This window comes from Rhodopirellula sp. UH5, assembly GCF_056839225.1.
The window spans coordinates 4,989,653-5,007,083 of record NZ_CM166390.1; the positions used below are offsets into that span (position 1 = coordinate 4,989,653).

At 56.0% G+C, this 17,431-nt stretch carries 9 protein-coding genes; 4 read left to right on the forward strand and 5 right to left on the reverse strand.

The genetic code is table 11. The features are described from left to right. Positions 1-37 precede the first annotated feature (37 nt). From UH5x_RS17640 to UH5x_RS17650, 3 genes are read right to left on the reverse strand one after another with little or no spacing between them, the layout of a single operon-like run. The gene (locus UH5x_RS17640; protein ID WP_482633184.1) at positions 38-844 is read right to left on the reverse strand and encodes a single-stranded DNA-binding protein; all 807 of its coding nucleotides are present in this window, start codon (positions 842-844) and stop codon (positions 38-40) included. A gap of 2 nt (positions 845-846) precedes the next feature. Then, entirely contained in the window at positions 847-1,611 is a 765-nt protein-coding gene (locus UH5x_RS17645; protein WP_047816555.1) for a hypothetical protein, read from the reverse strand. Positions 1,612-1,619: 8 nt separating this feature from the next. After that, positions 1,620-2,564: a shikimate dehydrogenase gene (locus UH5x_RS17650; RefSeq protein ID WP_482633185.1), complete on the reverse strand. Its 945-nt coding sequence runs from the start codon at positions 2,562-2,564 to the stop codon at positions 1,620-1,622. A gap of 264 nt (positions 2,565-2,828) precedes the next feature. Here UH5x_RS17650 and UH5x_RS17655 point away from each other — a divergent pair, with 264 nt between their 5' ends. Beyond that, complete coding sequence (locus UH5x_RS17655) at positions 2,829-4,127, forward strand: phenylacetate--CoA ligase (protein WP_482633186.1); 1,299 nt, start codon at positions 2,829-2,831, stop codon at positions 4,125-4,127. Positions 4,128-4,347: 220 nt separating this feature from the next. Beyond that, on the forward strand, positions 4,348-6,708 hold the full coding sequence (locus tag UH5x_RS17660; RefSeq protein WP_482633187.1) for a polysaccharide biosynthesis tyrosine autokinase: 2,361 nt from the start codon (positions 4,348-4,350) through the stop codon (positions 6,706-6,708). A 583-nt stretch (positions 6,709-7,291) separates the two neighbouring features. Here UH5x_RS17660 and UH5x_RS17665 read toward each other — a convergent pair. Together UH5x_RS17665 and UH5x_RS17670 are read right to left on the reverse strand one after the other, a co-directional pair. Then, a complete protein-coding gene (locus UH5x_RS17665; protein ID WP_482633188.1) occupies positions 7,292-8,617 on the reverse strand; it encodes a polysaccharide biosynthesis/export family protein in 1,326 nt (441 codons plus the stop codon). A gap of 64 nt (positions 8,618-8,681) precedes the next feature. Continuing rightward, positions 8,682-9,563 (reverse strand): hypothetical protein, encoded by an 882-nt coding sequence (locus tag UH5x_RS17670; RefSeq protein WP_482633189.1) that lies wholly within the window; start codon positions 9,561-9,563, stop codon positions 8,682-8,684. A 430-nt stretch (positions 9,564-9,993) separates the two neighbouring features. Here UH5x_RS17670 and UH5x_RS17675 point away from each other — a divergent pair, with 430 nt between their 5' ends. Further along, positions 9,994-11,406 carry an O-antigen ligase family protein gene (locus UH5x_RS17675; protein ID WP_482633190.1) on the forward strand — a complete coding sequence of 471 codons (1,413 nt, stop codon included), beginning with the start codon at positions 9,994-9,996 and terminating at the stop codon, positions 11,404-11,406. A 429-nt stretch (positions 11,407-11,835) separates the two neighbouring features. Next, positions 11,836-17,352 carry a PA14 domain-containing protein gene (locus UH5x_RS17680; protein ID WP_482633191.1) on the forward strand — a complete coding sequence of 1,839 codons (5,517 nt, stop codon included), beginning with the start codon at positions 11,836-11,838 and terminating at the stop codon, positions 17,350-17,352. Positions 17,353-17,431: the final 79 nt, after the last annotated feature.

The following is a 17,431-nucleotide window of genomic DNA, read 5'->3' on the forward strand; positions in this document are numbered from 1 at the left end:
AATTTGCACCCTCGGTCAAACCCCAGGGGCAGCTGGATCACCAGATTTTGGCGTCGGTCAGTTGGCTGGTCACTTTTCCAGCCCAATCTTTGTTTGCCGCGGGGGAGGCGGGACTGGGATGCAGGATTCGATGGATGTGGAAAGGCGGTTGGCTGGCACTTTTTTGCCGAACCGATGCTTTCGGCGTGCGAGGTTCGCTGGATCCTTCAATGGATTTCACGACTCGCTTGAGACAGTTTTCAGCGAACGCACCGACCCCGACCAAATCGGTCCATGGGGCTGCCGTGATGACTTTTGCCAAGTGTGCGTCGCAGATGGCTTGCAAGGAGTCTCGTTCGGCGGCGGGCAATTTGTCGGGGGTTCGATTCTTTCCACCCGCTTCCATGAACACGAGCGGGCAATAGTTCGCGACGAAGTGCTGCTGAAAGAAATCAGCCGGGTCAGGGTATTTCTCTGAAACCAGTCCCCACAACCTGCGCCCACTGACTTCGCTTCGAGCGCAATTCAAGCCTTCGACGGGGCGTTTGGGGTGCTCGTTTGCAGGCCGTTCGACCTCGCCTTCCAATCCCATCCACTGCACGACTGCATTGATCTCACCAAACGGCACTCCGGTTTGAGCCATGCCCCACGGTCCCGGGTTCATGCCCAGGAACAGCACGTGAGCGTTGGCGCCGATTTGGCGCACGTATTGTTCATGAAGTCCCCAGGCATATCGCAGCGGGTTGTAGACGTGCGTGACCGGTTCTGCGAATTCGAGCTTGTCGACTTGTTCGGAAAGTTCTCTCGCAGCGTCGAGCAGTCGCTTTTGAATCGTTTTCGGGCTCGGGGATTTGGTTGGCGACATGGTCACTGTGGGTTGGGGTTGCGTGTCGGAGTCGCGATTCCAATCGACTGGTTGAGGATCATGATCTTCTGCCAGATTTTTCGTGACAAACCGGACGAGAGTTGTTCGACTTCACTGACCGCTGCGACGGAAGCGGTGTCGTCAAAGTTCTTGACGTAGAGCGCCGCGATCTTCCCTGTCAGCGACAGCATCTCGCTGCAGTAGTCGAGGTACCGGTTCAGCTCCAGAGGCGTCATCTTTTGTCGCGGTGAGTTGTCCGTGCCGCGGAAATTGGATAGCACTCGCTCGGGGTCTTTGGTGAGTTGATGCATGTCGATGATGTGACACATCGATCTCAATTCGTGAATGGCAGTCAAAGCACGGCGGCGTTTCAATCGTGTTTCCAGCGAGATCAGAAAGTAGATGCCGGCACTGAGTAGCAGCATCACTTGGCTGGACGAATCCGCCATCGCGATCAGGTTGGGAAGCTTCATGTCATCGCTGGACAACTCCGTCGTTGCCGGTTGTGCGATGGAGAAGATCAGAACGACCAAGGATCCGATCAATCCGGCGAGCAACAGGTAACTGGCGAAGCGAATGCGTCGAATCGGGCGACCGATTTCTTGAGATCGCTGCGAGGCACTGCGACCAACCTCGAGCAATTCGCCGCACAAATGCTGCAGTCCCGAGTCGGGGAATCGTTCGCTGATCCGACGTTGCAATTTTGCGATCGTTTCCACGATTTGCGTGTCTTGCAGGGTCAAGCGAGAGGACGATTGTTTTTCCATCGGAACCTTCAAACGGAAAGGTACTCTTCCATGGCTTCGCGAAGCACATCGACGCGAACTTCGGTGCCCAGCCAAAGGGGGACCACCTTCGCCAAGCAGGCGGCGTGGATGTCCCAGCGAGTGATGCAGTTGCTGCCCGCGTCCATTTTGCAGCGTTCCCATTCGCTGATGTCGTTGGCGTCCCAGTTTTCGTTGAGATCGACCAACACTGTGCCTGGCGGCGTCGTCGAGCTGCGGAATGCATCGATGATTTCCGATGCGGGGCCATCCACGGCCAACCAAACATTTGCCAGCGAGGTCGTCGTGATTTCCTCGGGAGAGCTGACCATCACGACGCGATCGAGTGTGGTCTCTGCGGGCGAATCATTGGCTGGCGGACAATCCGGATCCGTGTCTTTGGCAGCGATTGCTTTTTCGGATGACCCGGTTTGCATCGACGCCTTCGCGGCGAGTTGATTCTCTGTCACCAGTCTTTGCGCGAGCTGTTTGCGAGCGGCGGTGTCGGAACTGATCACGAGCACTTGCTGAACCGAAAAACCACCGAATTCCAGCTGGTCTCGAATCAATTGCGTCCAGGTTTGTTCTCGGACCGAGATCGCTTGCCAATGCGATGGGGGAGCCTGTCCCGGTTTGGATTCGGGCGTGCTTCGCAGTGCTTCGGCAGGCAACAATGGGGCCATCCCTGTGATGCCCAGATTGCTTGCGGTGTTGGAGTCCTCCGACATCTGGCCGCGACAACTGGAGTCGATCCAGACGCCTCGGAAACTCATTGCGTGCATGCCGTTCACAGCAACGGGCAGTTGCTGTGGGCTCAGGTCAAACGACAGGACGCGGCAATCCACGTTGGCTTGCTCAAACGCACTTTCGAGTGCGAACTGCGTCGGATTGCCTGCCACCGGATGCCCGATCACCGCAAGCACGGGCTCGATCTTTTCGTCCATGGATGGAGGCATGCCGTGACAGGGAAGGCGTTGAATGATTTTGGAGGGGTGCGACGCGAGGCAGCGGAGATTGGAGTCAAAACGTCATCAACCGGTGTTGCCCGTCTCGCGTTTGGTCGAGGATGCGATCCCGGTCGCTTCTCTCAGCGTCCAGTCTACCGTCATCTATCTTGATGCACGACCTTGCTATGCTGGGCACTTGGCTGCGGTTTTGAATGTGTTGTTTTCTCCCCCCGTTTGCAGCCGGAACGCTGCCGTGACCCGACGAACATCTTCATGCAACCTTCTCGATCTGAATTCTGTTCGCTGGACCGTGCCAGCCTCCGACGGCATCAATGGGATCGGCTGCAAGTCGTTTGGCAACGCCTGAAAGAATCTGAGCATCCGCTTTATCGCGAGGCTCTTCAGATTGCTCCTGATTTGAGTGATTGGGAAACGTTCCAGTCGTTGCCGTTTCTGACCAAGTCAGATTTGCTCGGCAACTCTCGGGAAGAACCGTCCAAACTTTTCACTCAGCCGCGACAGGCGTATTCACGAGCCCACCAGACCAGCGGTTCTCGCGGTTGGCCGATGCCCATTTACGACACTCCCGAGGATTGGCGTTGGTGGCTGGAATGTTGGCAGTACGTTTTGGATGCCGGCGACGTCCGCCCAGCCGACACCGTCATGATGGCGTTTTCGTTTGGCCCCTTCATTGGCTTTTGGTCTGCCAACGATGCGCTGGTCGAACGAGGTTGCTTGGTGGTTCCCGGCGGCGGTTTGTCTTCTTCGGCCCGTTTGCAGATGATGCTGGATCGCGAGTGCACCGTCGTGTGTTGCACGCCCACCTACGCGTTGCATTTGGTTTCGGTTGCGAACGAACACGGAATCGATCTGAAAGGCAGCAGCGTTTCACGCTTGATTGTCGCGGGGGAACCTGGCGGAAGCGTCCCGGAGATTCGGCGTGCGATTGAGGAACCCTGGGGAGCCCGAGTGATCGATCATGCGGGAGCGAGCGAGCTCGGAGCCTGGGGATTTCCGAGCGCTGAAGACCGCGGCCTGCATGTCATCGAGTCCGAGTTCATCGCTGAGTTCTTTGTGCTCGACGAAGATGGTCAACCCGGGCGCGTAGCAGAATCAGGCGAGGCATCTGAATTGGTGATGACGAACTTGGGACGCCATGGCGGACCAGCGATACGTTATCGAACCGGTGACATTGTGCGTCCAGTTTGGGAGCACGGTTTGCCTTGTCAGTTTGTCAAGTTGGATGGTGGCGTGATCGGACGAGCGGATGACATGTTGGTCATTCGTGGCGTCAACGTTTTTCCCGCCAGCATCGAAGCGATTGTTCGCCAGGTGGTGCCCGAAGCCGAATTTCGAATGATCGCGACCCGGCAGGATCATTTGGACCAACTTTCCATTGAAATTGAATCTCCGGACTCGAATGAGTCTCAGCCTGGCAGTTTGGGACAAATGAGGGAATTGACAGATGCGTTCCGCGATCGTCTGGCTTTGCGAGTCGAGATCACTTCGGTTCCGGCTGGATCGCTACCACGCTCCGAGGGGAAATCGAAACGCTTTGTGGACCGTCGATGAACGCCGGTAGCCACACCCAGCCATTTGAGCGGATCGTCCGGATTGCACGACTACCCGAGAGCGAATGAGGTCATAATGACCACGCATCGCACCGGAAAAGAGGGCAAAACTGCTTTTTCGCTTGACGATATCGGAGGCGCAAGTGAACATCGGTTTGTCACGGTAGGGGGATTCCTTCATGCCCTGCGGTCCACAATCGATCGATCTCGAGAAAGTATCTATGGCTGAGTCTGCCAAACCGACCAACCGACTTCCCGCCCGCGGCCCCTCCAGTGCGTCATCTGACGGGGAAGAAACGCTGGATGTCCTGCAGATTTTGAGTCGGCAACGCTGGTTGATCGCCTTTCTGTCGATCGCGGGACTGGCTGCCGGTGTGGCGTATGCTCTGAACGCGCAGGTCTGGTACGAGTCCAACGCCAAGGTTTTGATCAACCAGAAGAGCGCTGGTTTGGGTGGCAACAGCACCGGCACTGACATGGTGGACGAGGACATCCTCGCAAACCACATGGAATTGATTCAAAGCCGCATGATTGTGGGTGAGGCTCTCGAGCAAAATGAGTTGTTGGATTTGCCGTCGATTGAAACTCATTTGGATGAGGAAACGGATGGGATCGACTATGTCATTGATCAGCTTTCTATCGTCAAGGGTGGCGATGGTTCAGCGAAAACGGCTCGCAGTCTGAACATCACATTCACTCACACGGATCCGGATGACGCCAAGTTGATTTTGACCGCTGTGATGAAACGCTATGAGCAATTCATCATCGATCAAGTTGAACAGGTGATGGGCCGCGCCAACGAGATGGTGAACAAGGCCAAGACGGAGGTCGAAACCGATTTGATCGCTGCTGAACAAGAGCACTTGAAAGCTCGCCAAGAAGCGCCGCTGTTCTTTCAGGGAGAAGGCAGCAGCAATATCTATCAAGATCGCTACCGCCGATTGCAAGACGAGCTGCTCGACCTCGACATCCAAGAATCAACGGTCAAAACACGTTTGACGCGTGTCGACCAGACCTTGCAGGAAATGGATGAGTCGACCGACCCGATCGATCAACTCGACAAGTTGGCATTGATCGACAGCGACAGTTTGGAGCGTCTCGGGGTCTTTGCCGGCCTGCAAATGAACTCAGCCAACACCGCTGAATTCAAAGCAGCAATGCCAGCCAAAATGGAAGAAGCTCGAACGCAGATCACTCACCTTTTGAAACTCAATAGTGAGAAGCAACGCTTGACTTCGGTGTTTGGTCCCGGCCATCCCAAGGTGCAGGAGCTCGAAAGTGAGATCACGCTGGTCAAAGAGTTCTTGCAGGACCAAAAGGATCTCACCAGTCCCGCGGAGATGTTTGGTGATAGTCCCCTCACACCTGAGGGATTGTTGAAAGCCTATGTCGGTTTTCTTCAGCATGACCTGGCGGCACTTTCCGAACGTCGCAAGGAACTGACGTATCTGGCGGCTGACGCAGAGACAAAAGCCAAAGAACTGATTGAGTACGAACTCACGGACATGATCTTGCAAAAGAAGATCGGCCGACAAGAGGCGTTGTTTGAAGGCGTTGTTCAACAACTGCGAGCGTTGGATACCGCCAGTGGATTGACAGGGTATCTGTATGAGTTCCTGGCTGTTCCGCGAACGGGTGAAAAGTCTTGGCCAAAGCTGCCCTTGTGCGGCTTGGGTGGATTGATGTTGGGACTGTTTTCGGGATTGTTCCTGGCGGTTGCCAATGACGTTCGTGATGGACGATTCCGATCGGCTGCTGAACTGGATGATGCCATTGGATTGCCGAGTCTCGGTCGAGTTGGCAAGCTGAACTCGATCAACCAAGGCATCAAGGGCCTGATTGCCACCGAGCTTTCGCCTGACGCCGAAGCTTTCCGGTTGGGACGCACTGTTTTGCTGCCCGATATTCGAAGCGGAAGCGTACGCACGATTGGTTTCACCAGCCCCATGCAGGGTGATGGGAAGTCGACCGTGGTTTCCAATTTTGCGGTCTCGTTTTCTCAGGTTGGATTGAAGGTGTTGGTCATCGATGCCGACCTTCGCCGTCCCAGTGCTCATCGCTACTTCAGCCTCGGCAAAGAAGATGGTCTGTGCGATGTCCTTGAAGACCGTCTTGAGATCTCCGAGGCGATCAAAGCAACCGAAGCTGACAACGTGTTTGTGATGACCTCCGGTTCGTCCAGTCACACACCAGCGGAATTGTTGCAGTCGCAACGACTCGACGAAGTTCTGGCAGTCGTGAAAGAAGACTACGACCTCGTTCTGGTTGACTTGCCGCCTGTCCTGGCTGTCTCGGATCCAGTGGTGGTGATGCCCCGTTTGGACGGTGGCATTCTGGTGGTCAAAGTCGCCAATGTTCGCCGCGATGAAGTGGTCAACACGCTCCGCCGGATCGACAGTTCTGGTGGGGAGATGCTCGGTTGCATGCTCAACGCCTTTGGTGCCGGGAAGAAGTTTGACTCCGATGGCGGCTACTACGGTTACTACAAGAGTGACTACACCCGACCGACATCGTCAGCAACCCGTCAGGCTGCACCGAAAGCCGCCACCATTTCTGCCAACGGCCAGCCAAAATCAAAGTAGAACGGTTGTCCCCAATTGCATCCGTGGGTGGATGCCAAGTAGGTACGCAGTTGTCATCGGGTATGTGAGCCGTTTGGCGTTAGCCACGGTTTCCACGCACAACCGGGGGCAACGCTGGACCGCGAAATGTTTGGTGTTGTGGAGCGTATTCGTTTGCGCAAGTTTTCATCCCGGTAGGGACGTCAGATGGTAGCCATCGGTAAGCGATCGCGCCACCGATGGATACGCCCCCCACGCCGCCACTCTCCCTCCCGCCGTGGCCAATGGCCACGGCGGGAGGGAGAGTTTGATGGGAGCTCGTTTTCCGGGGGTACGCTGCTACGCAGCAACCCCCGGCTACCATCTGAAATCCCTACCGGGATGACGAAAGACAGAAGCCGGAAGAAAAATTGCATTCGCTATCGGAACGTCAATAGCAAACATTTCGCGGTCCAGGGCAACGCCCAAGCGGCGCACCGAATTCAACCCAATCGTTCCTGCCTACTGCTTCGAACCTAACATCGAGCAATTTATGTGAACCAACGAAAAAGGCCGCGAACAAACATGTTGTTCGCGGCCTTTGGTTTTGCTGGTCAGCCGAATTCTATTCTCTGGTGAAGGCAACCAAGATCGAATCGCCACTGAAGTAGTTCAGGAATCCGTTGAAGAACGCTCCGCCTGGTTTTTGTTGCAACATCACAACGTCATCGGGAAGGATTCGAATGCGTTCTTTCGAGTCTTTCATCGCACGATCGAGGTCGCAACGGATGGTCATTTGACGACCATCGGGCAGAGTGCGAAGAATCAAAACTCGGCTGGGTTCGCGAAGATAGCCAGGGGTTCCATTTGCCAGGACACTTCCGTCACGTCCAAGAGGACCACCCGCCGATCCGCTGGCCAGAGCAATCGCTTCGATCACATCGACGTCTTGGTCACGAGGCAATGGCACTCGTCCGCCAGGAAGCAACCCTCCCGAGATGAAGTATTCGTTGCGACGTGGGATGAAGACCACGTCACCCTCTTCCAAGATCACATCTTCTTGCGTGAACGGAAGGCTGTCGCAAGGGCATCCAGCGAGCGGGATGCGAATGACACCCGCATTGCACTGCCCACCTTCGCCACCGGAGACGATGCTCTGCAGCTGTCCACCGCTGATGAAGCTGTTGTTGAGTCCTGCACTGGCACGGATCACGTACAGTTCACGAGCCGCGTCTGTGCCGGGCAATCCGCCCGTCGAGGCCAGGGCGTGCAACACGTCGTTTTCATAGATCGGCAAGTCAATCACTTCGCCGGAGCCACGATGGATTTCATCAACCGCTTGAGGCGAAACCAAGGCGACCGCAGTGCTTGGCGTGTCTTCGCGAAGCACCACGACGCGTTTCACACGTGGGATCAGCAGATCCACCGTGACCCGTTCCTTGCCTTCTTGGACGACTTCTTCTTCAATCAAACGATTGGTGACTCGCTCGATTGCTTCGTTCATCGTCAGGCCATTGACATCCAGCCGGCCGATGATCGGAAGCGTGATGCTGCCGTCGGCGTCAACCTGAATGGGAAGGCCAGTGGTTGGTGCAACGACACTGCCGCGTGGTGGGTAGTAACGCTGGTTGACAGCCTGGGTCCGTTGTTGAACGGGGGTCTCGTCTTCGTTGGGTGGGAACACCCCGAAGACATAGACGCTGAGCGTGTCGCCAGCTGCAATCCGGTGGGCGGCTGGTTTCGGTTGCCCAAGCGTTGCATAAGGCAATGGGCCCAGATCTTCACGTGAGCAAGCAAACAGTTCCGGATCGAGCCGGTGTGCGGGAACCGCGTGAGCGGCTGATGAAACCAAGTGTTGGTGACAGCCAGTGGTGCTGATCGCAGCCAGTGCAAGCAATCCGCATGCGGTCTGTGCCACGCTTTTCAGAATCGATTCTTTTGAGCGAGTCATTGCTGAGTCCCTTCGCAATGCAAGGAATGTATGTGTGATGAGTGTTGCAAAAACGGGAACTCGACTATTCGGCGAGTTTGACAACCGGTTCGGTTTCGATCATTTCAAAGAAGCCGGCGGGCAAGGCGATGGCGTTGCCGCTGGCGTCGTTCAGTTCCGTGGTTGCCTTCAAACTTTGGGCAATCGGCTCCGCCATGCGGACGATCGTTGTTCGAGCCGAAGCAGGTTTGGCCTCGATCGATCGAACGTTCTTTCTCGCAACGAGTTCTGGCTCGCTCGCAGGAGCTGATGGGCGAGTCACGGAACCGGCCGATACTTCGGTCGAAGACGGTTTGTTGCCATCTTCGGCGATGTTTGGAAGCACGCCGACTTCCAAGTTGGTTGCCGCATTCTTCTTTGCAGCGGCTGCTTGCAAATCGCTGAAGGATTTCTCGATGTCCGTCGTTTCGGCAGTCGGCATGGGAACCGGGGCCATTTCAATCATCTCGTCTGAAACCGGCATCCCCATCGTTGGCATGCCACAAGGAACACAGGTGCCATCGGCACAGGGTTCTTCGCAACGCGGGAACGGGCATTCGCAAGTTTCGAAAATACGAATGGTGTGTGTATCGGGGAACTGCTCAGCACGAGCCGCACCGTCCTGCCATCCGCTGTAGTAGGCGTGACGTTTGTTGTCACAATCCTTGAGGATCTGGCCAGGCTTCCAGTAGCGAGCCGGGGCGACGGCCGGTGGGCAAGTGCTTCCGCCCGTGGAGACTTCGTAGAAGCCGTCGATCCAGCCCAGTTTGTAGTCGTGCGGGTAGCAGGACGAATCGGGGTTTCCACACTTGACGTACTGGACCATCGCCCGAGCCGATTGAGTGTGTTCGTAGCAGCAGTCGTCCAGCGATGCACAACCGCCGAACGGGACCAGCAGCAGCATGGTCGCTAAAAGTTTTCGTTTCATTTTCATACTTGCACCGTGGCTCGTTCGAGGCCCGTAGATGGGGATCGCTACCGGTGTTTTCGGAAAGTCAAGCGAATTGCGAGCGGAGAAGTCGAGAAAAGACGGTCGAATACCAATCCCCCCATCGTGCGAGCTTTAAAATCGGATTGAGCCCGACAGTCGGCAAAGTTTGCCTGCTTGGCAGAGTCGTTTGAGGTTCAGTCCTGAAGCCAGCTTGAATCGTCGTCCCGTCTTTCTCTCGTAGGCCGGATCAAGCTGCTTCCGTGCCGCTCCGGCAGATGGGTGAACCTCGCAAACGATTCATTGCCGGATGTGCGTCGCAACGCCTCCCGGGTTCCACAACGACACATGGTTGTGTGGTTGACTAAACTCAACGGAACGTTCCGCTCATCGACTTGGCTTATCTCCTCCTTTCGACCTTCCCCTGCACATGCTCACCCCCGAAATCTCTTTCTGGATCATGCTGGCGGTGTCACTCGGTTTCGCAGGATGGTTCGGTTGGAAGCACGGCAAGCATTCCGCATTAGGGGCTGGGATGGCTGCCTCGCTGCTTGCCGGGACGTGGTTTGAAATCGTCGTGCTGGACACTCGGATCAACGTCACCATGGCGACTGCGATCGTGCTTCTCGTGGTCTATTGCACGCACTCGTGGCACGAGATCTTTCGTTTGTTGGGGCCGCTCGATTACTTGATCGGAGCGATCACGATCTGGCACGTTATGGTCGATGTCTATCACGATGGCCAGACACTCGCGTTTGCAGCACAAGCCTATGGGCAATGGATGCTGCCTTACGCGGCGGGACGCTACGCATTCCTGCATCGCGATTCTCTGCCAAAGCTAGCACCTGTGTTTGCGATCGTGGGCGCACTTGTCTCAGTGCTCTGCCTGGCAGAAGCCTGGACCGGCATCAACCTTTGGGAAACGGTCTTCGTGTCACGAGACGACCTCGTTACGTTCAGTGGCCAATTGCGTTACGGGATCGCTTATCGAGCTTGCGGACCCACCCGCCACGCAATCTTCCTGAGCAACGTGCTGCTCACGCTGGTCCCCTTTGCAGTGTTGCTGACTCAGAGGGGAATCGATTGGTTTCCAAAACTTGGGAAGTGGAATCAATGGCTCGGTCCCGTCCTTCTCGTCTTACTTCTTCTGGGCGTGGCTTCTTCAATCTCGCGTGGTCCTGTCGTCACACTGGTCTTAGCGACTTGCCTCGCGGTTGCCTGGCTTTATCGCCCCGCCGCATGGGCAGTGCTTGCACTTTTGGTCGTTTCTACGGCTTGGATTGCCAGTGATTGGGACGGATTTGTCCGCCTCCTCGAAACGGATTCCAATGACCGAAAGAGGGCAGCGGTATTGGTGGTCGACGAACAAGAAGAATCTGTTGTCTACACGGGAACTCGCAACCGTTTGGTCAACTTGCAGGTCTACGTCCCGATTTTGATTCAAGGAGGCCCGTTGGGTTATGGGACAATCGACAGCACAGGATTCCCACCTGAGAACCTGCCTGGATTGCCGACTGATCCGCAGGTGCGAAAACGTCTCGGGATCGTAGACAACGCATTCTTGAACAATGGGTTGCGTTTTGGCTGGGTTGGATTGGCCTTGTTCACAGGCTTGTTTTTCATGGCGTCGTCAACCGCATTCCAACTCTCCCGTCGAGCCAGCACCTACTTCTTCCCACTCGATCAACGGTACTTCATCGCCGTCGCAACGCTCACCATCGCGTACCTATTCGAGATCGCCACCGTCTTTTGGTCGTACGATTATGCCTTCTGGGTGCTCTTTGGTTTTGGATTGGTCGCCGGACTTTCTTCGCAATTGAAGCGACCTGATTTCGTCGAGTGATCGTTTGGGTCAACGCGCCCCTGCAACCTGATCTCTCCAGGTAGCCGGATTCGCCAGAATTCGGTTTTCGCTGTGATCCCTGAACTCTGTTGAATCCAGCTACAAAAACCATAACCCGAAGCGTCAGCGAGGGGTGGAGTTGCGTCGATTCCCTCGCTGACCGGCTTGTCGATTTTGTTGTAGGTTGGCCACTCTTGGCCGACATCCACCACTCTGACGGGCAAGAGTGCCCATCCAACATGCGTTGAAACGTCGTTGACGACTCAATCAACGAGCCGTGACGCGTCGGGTTGTGAAATACCCACTCCTATTACACTTCATTGGCGCTGTCTCGATAAAACCAGAACAACTTGAGCGGTCCCCTCGATCGGGTTATTGTGGCGATCGTCATCCGACGACCACGAGCTCTCTGTTCCCGATGCCCTCGAAATGCTGTTTTCTCACCGACGATCCCATCGCCTGAAGCGAACTTCCTCCTCACGTCGGCTTCGCAAGGCAATCTTCGAATCGCTCGAGGATCGTCGACTGCTCACCGCGTCTCCCGGCGGCGACACGTTCAGTCATTTTGATGTCAATCGCGATGGCACGGTCACGGCACTGGACGCGTTGCAGGTCATCAATGTTCTACAAGCGGATCACGCCGGGTCTGGCGCCGAGAAGGTCGCAATCGAGTCTCGGCACGATGTCAACCAAGATGGCAGGGTCTCGGCCATCGATGCGCTCTGGGTCATTAACTTTGTCAACGAAGAAGATCTTGGCCCCGTCTCTCAATCTTTGCAGAGCGAGCCGGCGCCAACCGCCACGATTTCGTTGCCGGCCCAAGTCCGGTCACGCAACATTGCGGAACTGACGATTCAGTCCATCAGCGACCTCGATCTTACGACCATCGATCACCTTGAGATCGATTGGGGCGACGGGCGGGTGACGAAGATCGAGAGCGACCTCTCACAACCGCTGACACGACTGCACGCCTATTTCATCGATCCAGCCACCACCTTCGTTGAGGTGCGAGCCGTGCCTCACGTCGGCCCGGCGATCGTCCTGCAAACCGCTCCGATCGAGGTCGTTGCAAATTCGCCGTCCATCGTCGACCGAGCGAATGAGGGACTCACCGCTGAGATCTACGACAACACGACTTTTGCCGGGCCTTCGGTCAGCGTGCGAACGGATCCCACCGTCGACTTCGACTTTGGAGTCGGTTCTCCTGATCCGAATTTGAATATCGGTTCGGCACCCTTCTCGATTCGTTGGCAGGGCAATTTCAATCCAACGCAGTCCGCCGACCACACTTTCTTTGCCGAGGTCGGGGAGAACGACACCGCCAACTTTTACCTCGACGATCAACTGCTCTTCACGGCTAGCAACGGGGAACAATCCGCGACGGTCCCTCTGACCGCCGGGCAAAGCGTTGCGATCAAAGTTGCCTACATCGCCGGAGCGGGCGTTTCGAAAATTCGTGTCGGCAGTGAAACCGGATCGTCATTCAAAACCGCGTTGGCCAGCAACCAGCTCACGCCGCAACTTCCTGCGGCACAGCTTCGTGGCGGTGTGTTGGCTGAAACCTTTGAAACCGACTCCCCTGCCCCACCGCTCACTTCCATTGCCGACCTTCGATCTCACGCCGCGTTCATTGCCAACACGCCCACCACTGCTTCAGATCTGAGCAGCTTCAGTTACTCGGGACTTCCCGATGAGCGAGCCGTTCGAATACGCGGGATCGTTTCGCCGCCTGTCAGCGGGCAATACACTTTTCATCTCGCCGCCAGCGACGAGGCCGAACTGTGGTTGTCCCAAGGAGTCACCTCCGACACCTCCCGATTGATCACGTCGGTTGTGACAGCCACATCACAGGAAGGTTTCACTGACGCCAGCGCTGGCGCCTCCGTCTCGATCCACTTGGTCGCCGGTCAAGACTATTACATCGAGACGTTGCAAGCTCATGACGATCCTGGTGCAAGCAATCACCTTTCCGTCGCCTGGACACGTCCGGACGAACCAGCCAATGGACCGCAATTGATCGGCAACGAGTTCCTGCGTCTGATTGTTCCCCAAGTCAGTCTGCATGCCGAGGCATCCCAGACCAATGAAGTCTTCTCCACCGACCCGACGATGCGTTTTCGTGTGATGCGAAACGATGACCTGGGCCGAGATCTTTCGGTGGCATACACACTCGGAGGCACCGCGACAAACGGTGCGGATTACCCGGCCCAGACTGGAACCGTCATCATCCCAGCGGGACAGCGATCCGCGGAAATCGAACTGGTCGCCACCAAGGACGGTGTGCCTGAACCGACCGAAACCGTGGTGATTCGATTGGTCGCAGATCCTGCCTACCAACTTGGCAGCGAATTCACTCGGCAGGTGATCGGAACCATTGGTGGAGAGGCCCTAGGCGGAACGGAACTGCTTCCCGTCGATCCCATCCTGTTGTCCGCCTTTTCTTACTACGACGTGAACTCGCCGAACGCGGTGGTCGAATTCGAGGAGACCGATCCCAGCCTTCCATTCGTGGACGCAGCGCCGGGCAACAACGCGATCCACGTCGATGTCAACTCCTTCGCAAACCCTTGGGACGTCGCCTTCTCGCATACGCTGCCATCAACTGCGGTCGTCGACGGTGACAAGTTGTTCGTCAGCCTTTGGGCCCGCAGTGCCAACCTCGATGGTTCTCCGGTGACCGTGGGGATGCGTCTTCAGGAACACAACAGCTACCACGGCAATGAGCAAACCTGGGAAGTCGAGGATGAATGGACTCCGTTGCTGTGGCCAGTCGTCGCCGACTTCAACAACAACGCAACCGCTACCCGTGGTCTCGACATCCGCTTGGGGTACCAGCAGCAATCTGTTGAATTGGCAGGCTTCAGCTTGCTTAAAATGCCGGGCTCGACGGAGATGAACAGCCTCCCGCGAACGATCTTCAGTTACGAGGGACGCGACGCGGACGCCGCTTGGCGATCCCAGGCCAAGGTCGACGAACAAACGCAACGATCGCATCCGGTCCAAATCCTCATCCAGGACGCCGCCGGCAATCCTGTTGAAGGGGCTGTTGTCACGATCACGCCGCAGGCATTGTCTCTTCCTATGGGGATGGCAGTCTCGCCCTCTCATGTAGTGCTGTCAGCGGATCCCATTTCCATGACCGCCGACTCGGCTCGCTATCGGGCGATCATCGAAACGTACTTTGACACGTTGACCGATGGTGGCGAAGCTCAGTGGGGACCGTGGGAAGAGGACTCGCAGCTACCGACTGATTTCTTGCAGTGGGTCGTGGATCGCGATGCCTCCTACCATGGGCATGCTCTTGTCTGGGGTGAGCTGGATCGCTTTCCTGCCCCCGCTGATTTGCTCACAAACTACGAGCAGGTAGAAACCGCAGAGGGCTCTGTCGCCGCCAAGGCTTGGCTCGAGAACGAAGTGCTCACGCACATCTCAACCGGTCCCGCGTCCGCGTTTGCGGGCACACGAGACGGCAGCGACGAGCCGTTGGTAACCTGGTGGGATGTCATCAACCATCCGATCTTCAGCGACGACATTTGGGACATCGTGGGCGATGAGTTCATGCTCGATGTCATGGACGCCGCCCGGTCGGTAATTCATCCCGACACGGAACTGATCATCAACGAGTTTGACATTCTTTCCAACCCGGACAATGGTCGGAGTGACGATTTCTTCAGCCTGTTAACGTTTCTTGACGCCCAGTCCGCCAGCGGCCGCGCCGACTACGACACGATTGGCTTTCAAGGCCATTTTGTGTCAGAACGCCTGCCTGCCATCGACCGTATCCTGGCTGAGTTCGACCGTTACGAAAGCTTGGGCCGCGACTTCCAAATCACCGAGTTCGACGTGGACGCCTTGTTCATCGACGAGCAAACTCAAGCCGACTTCACGCGAGACTTCTATCAGCTCCTGGCCAGCAATGAAGCCGCCAGCCTCTTCACGCCCTGGGGCGTCTGGGAAGGCGACCACTGGCGCTCGGAAGAGGAAGCTGCCTTCTTCAACCAAGACTGGACCCCAAAGCCCAATGGTCAGTGGTTGTTGGACCAAACCGCAGAGTCCCTGTCCGCATCGACGACTGGGATCCCTCTCACATTGAATGGCAACGCAAGCCAGTACTTAGTCCACGTCGCCGGTGATTCGTTTTCGGAGACGGCTGAGATCATCAGTGCGGACAGCGATCATGGGATCCACACGGTCACAATTAATTATATGCCGATCGCAATGGACGACACGGTCACCACAACGCAGGACTCGCCTCTCACCATCGATTTGCTAGCCGACAACGGCAATGGGGGCGACTTTGACGACGATGGGAATCTGGAGATCTCGTCGACATCTCTCATTGCGGAGAGTCTGCCAAACCCCGCTGAATTTGGGCGAGTGACGGATCTAGGCAGTGGCATTGTCCATTTCGATCCTGAAGGATCATTGGACTGGCTAAAGGTAGGTGAAAGCACTGATGTAACTTTCGAGTATCAAATCATGGACACTCTAGGTGCGTTCTCGACTGCAACAGTTTCCATTCACGTGGCGGGTGTCAATGATCCACCTGGGCTCTCTATCGACAGCGATGAGACCACGGTGATGGAAGGGTCACTAGCAAATCAAACAGGTGATTTCTGGGACGTTGATCTTCGAGACGCTATCACTCTGTCCGCGTCGATAGGAGCGGTCACTGGCCAACCCGACGGAACGTGGTCATGGTCCTACCAAGCGACCAACGGTCCAACCGAATCTCAAACGGTAAAGATCACTGCAAACGATGGAGTACTGGTAACTGAGACGACATTTGAGCTTGTGGTTGCGAATGTTGTACCGACGTTCGAGGCAGGCCCAGATGAGACATTGACATTGGGGACCGTCTTTAGCCGCAGTTTCCATTTCGCGGACCCGGGCAATGATACATGGACTGGCACCGTCAACTTTGGTGATTCGTCCACCGATGAACCGTTGACAATCGATCCAATCACGCGGACGTTCGAGCTAACCCACACCTATGTCAACGAAGGTAACTTCACGATTTTCGTTATGCTCGACGACGGCGACCTTGGAGCGACCACCGAGACTTTTATCGTAAATGTTGACTCGAATACCATGACTGAGCGAGTCGATCTTGGCCCGCTCCATTTTGGGATTGGTGTCCAGGACAATACGTCGGGGACCGGCTACATCATGCACAGCCGAGAGAATGTGTTCACACGGTTTGCGTCTTCTCCGCCGAACGGAAACAACGGCGAGCATTTGATCGCTGTTCGATACACAGGCACTCATTGGGAATACAACTCCAATTTGGGTTGGTTTACGTTCACACCCGCGTCGGACGATCGCCTGCTGGCGGGTGTGGACTTTGATTCCGACACGATTGCCAGTTTGCAACACACTAGCGGCCAGGTGGAAGGGATCGATCAAGGATTCGAATCGGGAGATCTGGCGTTCTTCGCAGATCGTTGGAGGGGGCTGCCCAATGATGGCGAGTTTACGATCGAAGGAACATTTTTTGAAATCTTGACGGTTCCACACCCGACCGAGCGAGTTGACCTAGGCCCGATCCATTTTGGGATTGGCGTGCAGGACAACGCAGTGGGCACGGGCTACGTTATGCACAGCCGAGAGAATGTGTTCGTCCGATTTGCGTCTTCTCCGCCGAACGGGAAGAACAGCGAGCATTTGATCGCCGTTCGGCATACGGGCCTCCAGTGGGAATACAACTCGAATTTGGGGTGGTTTGCATTCACACCTGAATTGGACGATCGTCTGCTAGCGGGCGTGGACTTTGATTCCGACACGATTGCCAGTTTGCAACACACTAGCGGCCAGGTGGAAGGGATCGATCAAGGATTCGAATCGGGAGATCTGGCGTTCTTCGCGGATCGCTGGAGAGGTTTGCCGAATGATGGCGAGTTCACGATCGATGGAACGTTCTTCGACGTTTTGTTAACTTTCGAATGAACCACGTTTCCAAGCCTTGAAAATCGTGATTTCGATGGATCTGCCAAGCTCGCGTTGACAGAAATCACAGCAACGCCTT

Excerpts from the sequence above, each read along its gene's own strand:
- UH5x_RS17640 (WP_482633184.1), bottom strand. The coding sequence starts at position 844 with ATGTCGCCAACCAAATCCCCGAGCCCGAAAACGATTCAAAAGCGACTG.
- UH5x_RS17645 (WP_047816555.1), bottom strand. The coding sequence starts at position 1,611 with ATGGAAAAACAATCGTCCTCTCGCTTGACCCTGCAAGACACGCAAATC.
- UH5x_RS17650 (WP_482633185.1), bottom strand. The coding sequence starts at position 2,564 with ATGCCTCCATCCATGGACGAAAAGATCGAGCCCGTGCTTGCGGTGATC.
- UH5x_RS17655 (WP_482633186.1), top strand. The coding sequence starts at position 2,829 with ATGCAACCTTCTCGATCTGAATTCTGTTCGCTGGACCGTGCCAGCCTC.
- UH5x_RS17660 (WP_482633187.1), top strand. The coding sequence starts at position 4,348 with ATGGCTGAGTCTGCCAAACCGACCAACCGACTTCCCGCCCGCGGCCCC.
- UH5x_RS17665 (WP_482633188.1), bottom strand. The coding sequence starts at position 8,617 with ATGACTCGCTCAAAAGAATCGATTCTGAAAAGCGTGGCACAGACCGCA.
- UH5x_RS17670 (WP_482633189.1), bottom strand. The coding sequence starts at position 9,563 with ATGAAACGAAAACTTTTAGCGACCATGCTGCTGCTGGTCCCGTTCGGC.
- UH5x_RS17675 (WP_482633190.1), top strand. The coding sequence starts at position 9,994 with ATGCTCACCCCCGAAATCTCTTTCTGGATCATGCTGGCGGTGTCACTC.
- UH5x_RS17680 (WP_482633191.1), top strand. The coding sequence starts at position 11,836 with ATGCTGTTTTCTCACCGACGATCCCATCGCCTGAAGCGAACTTCCTCC.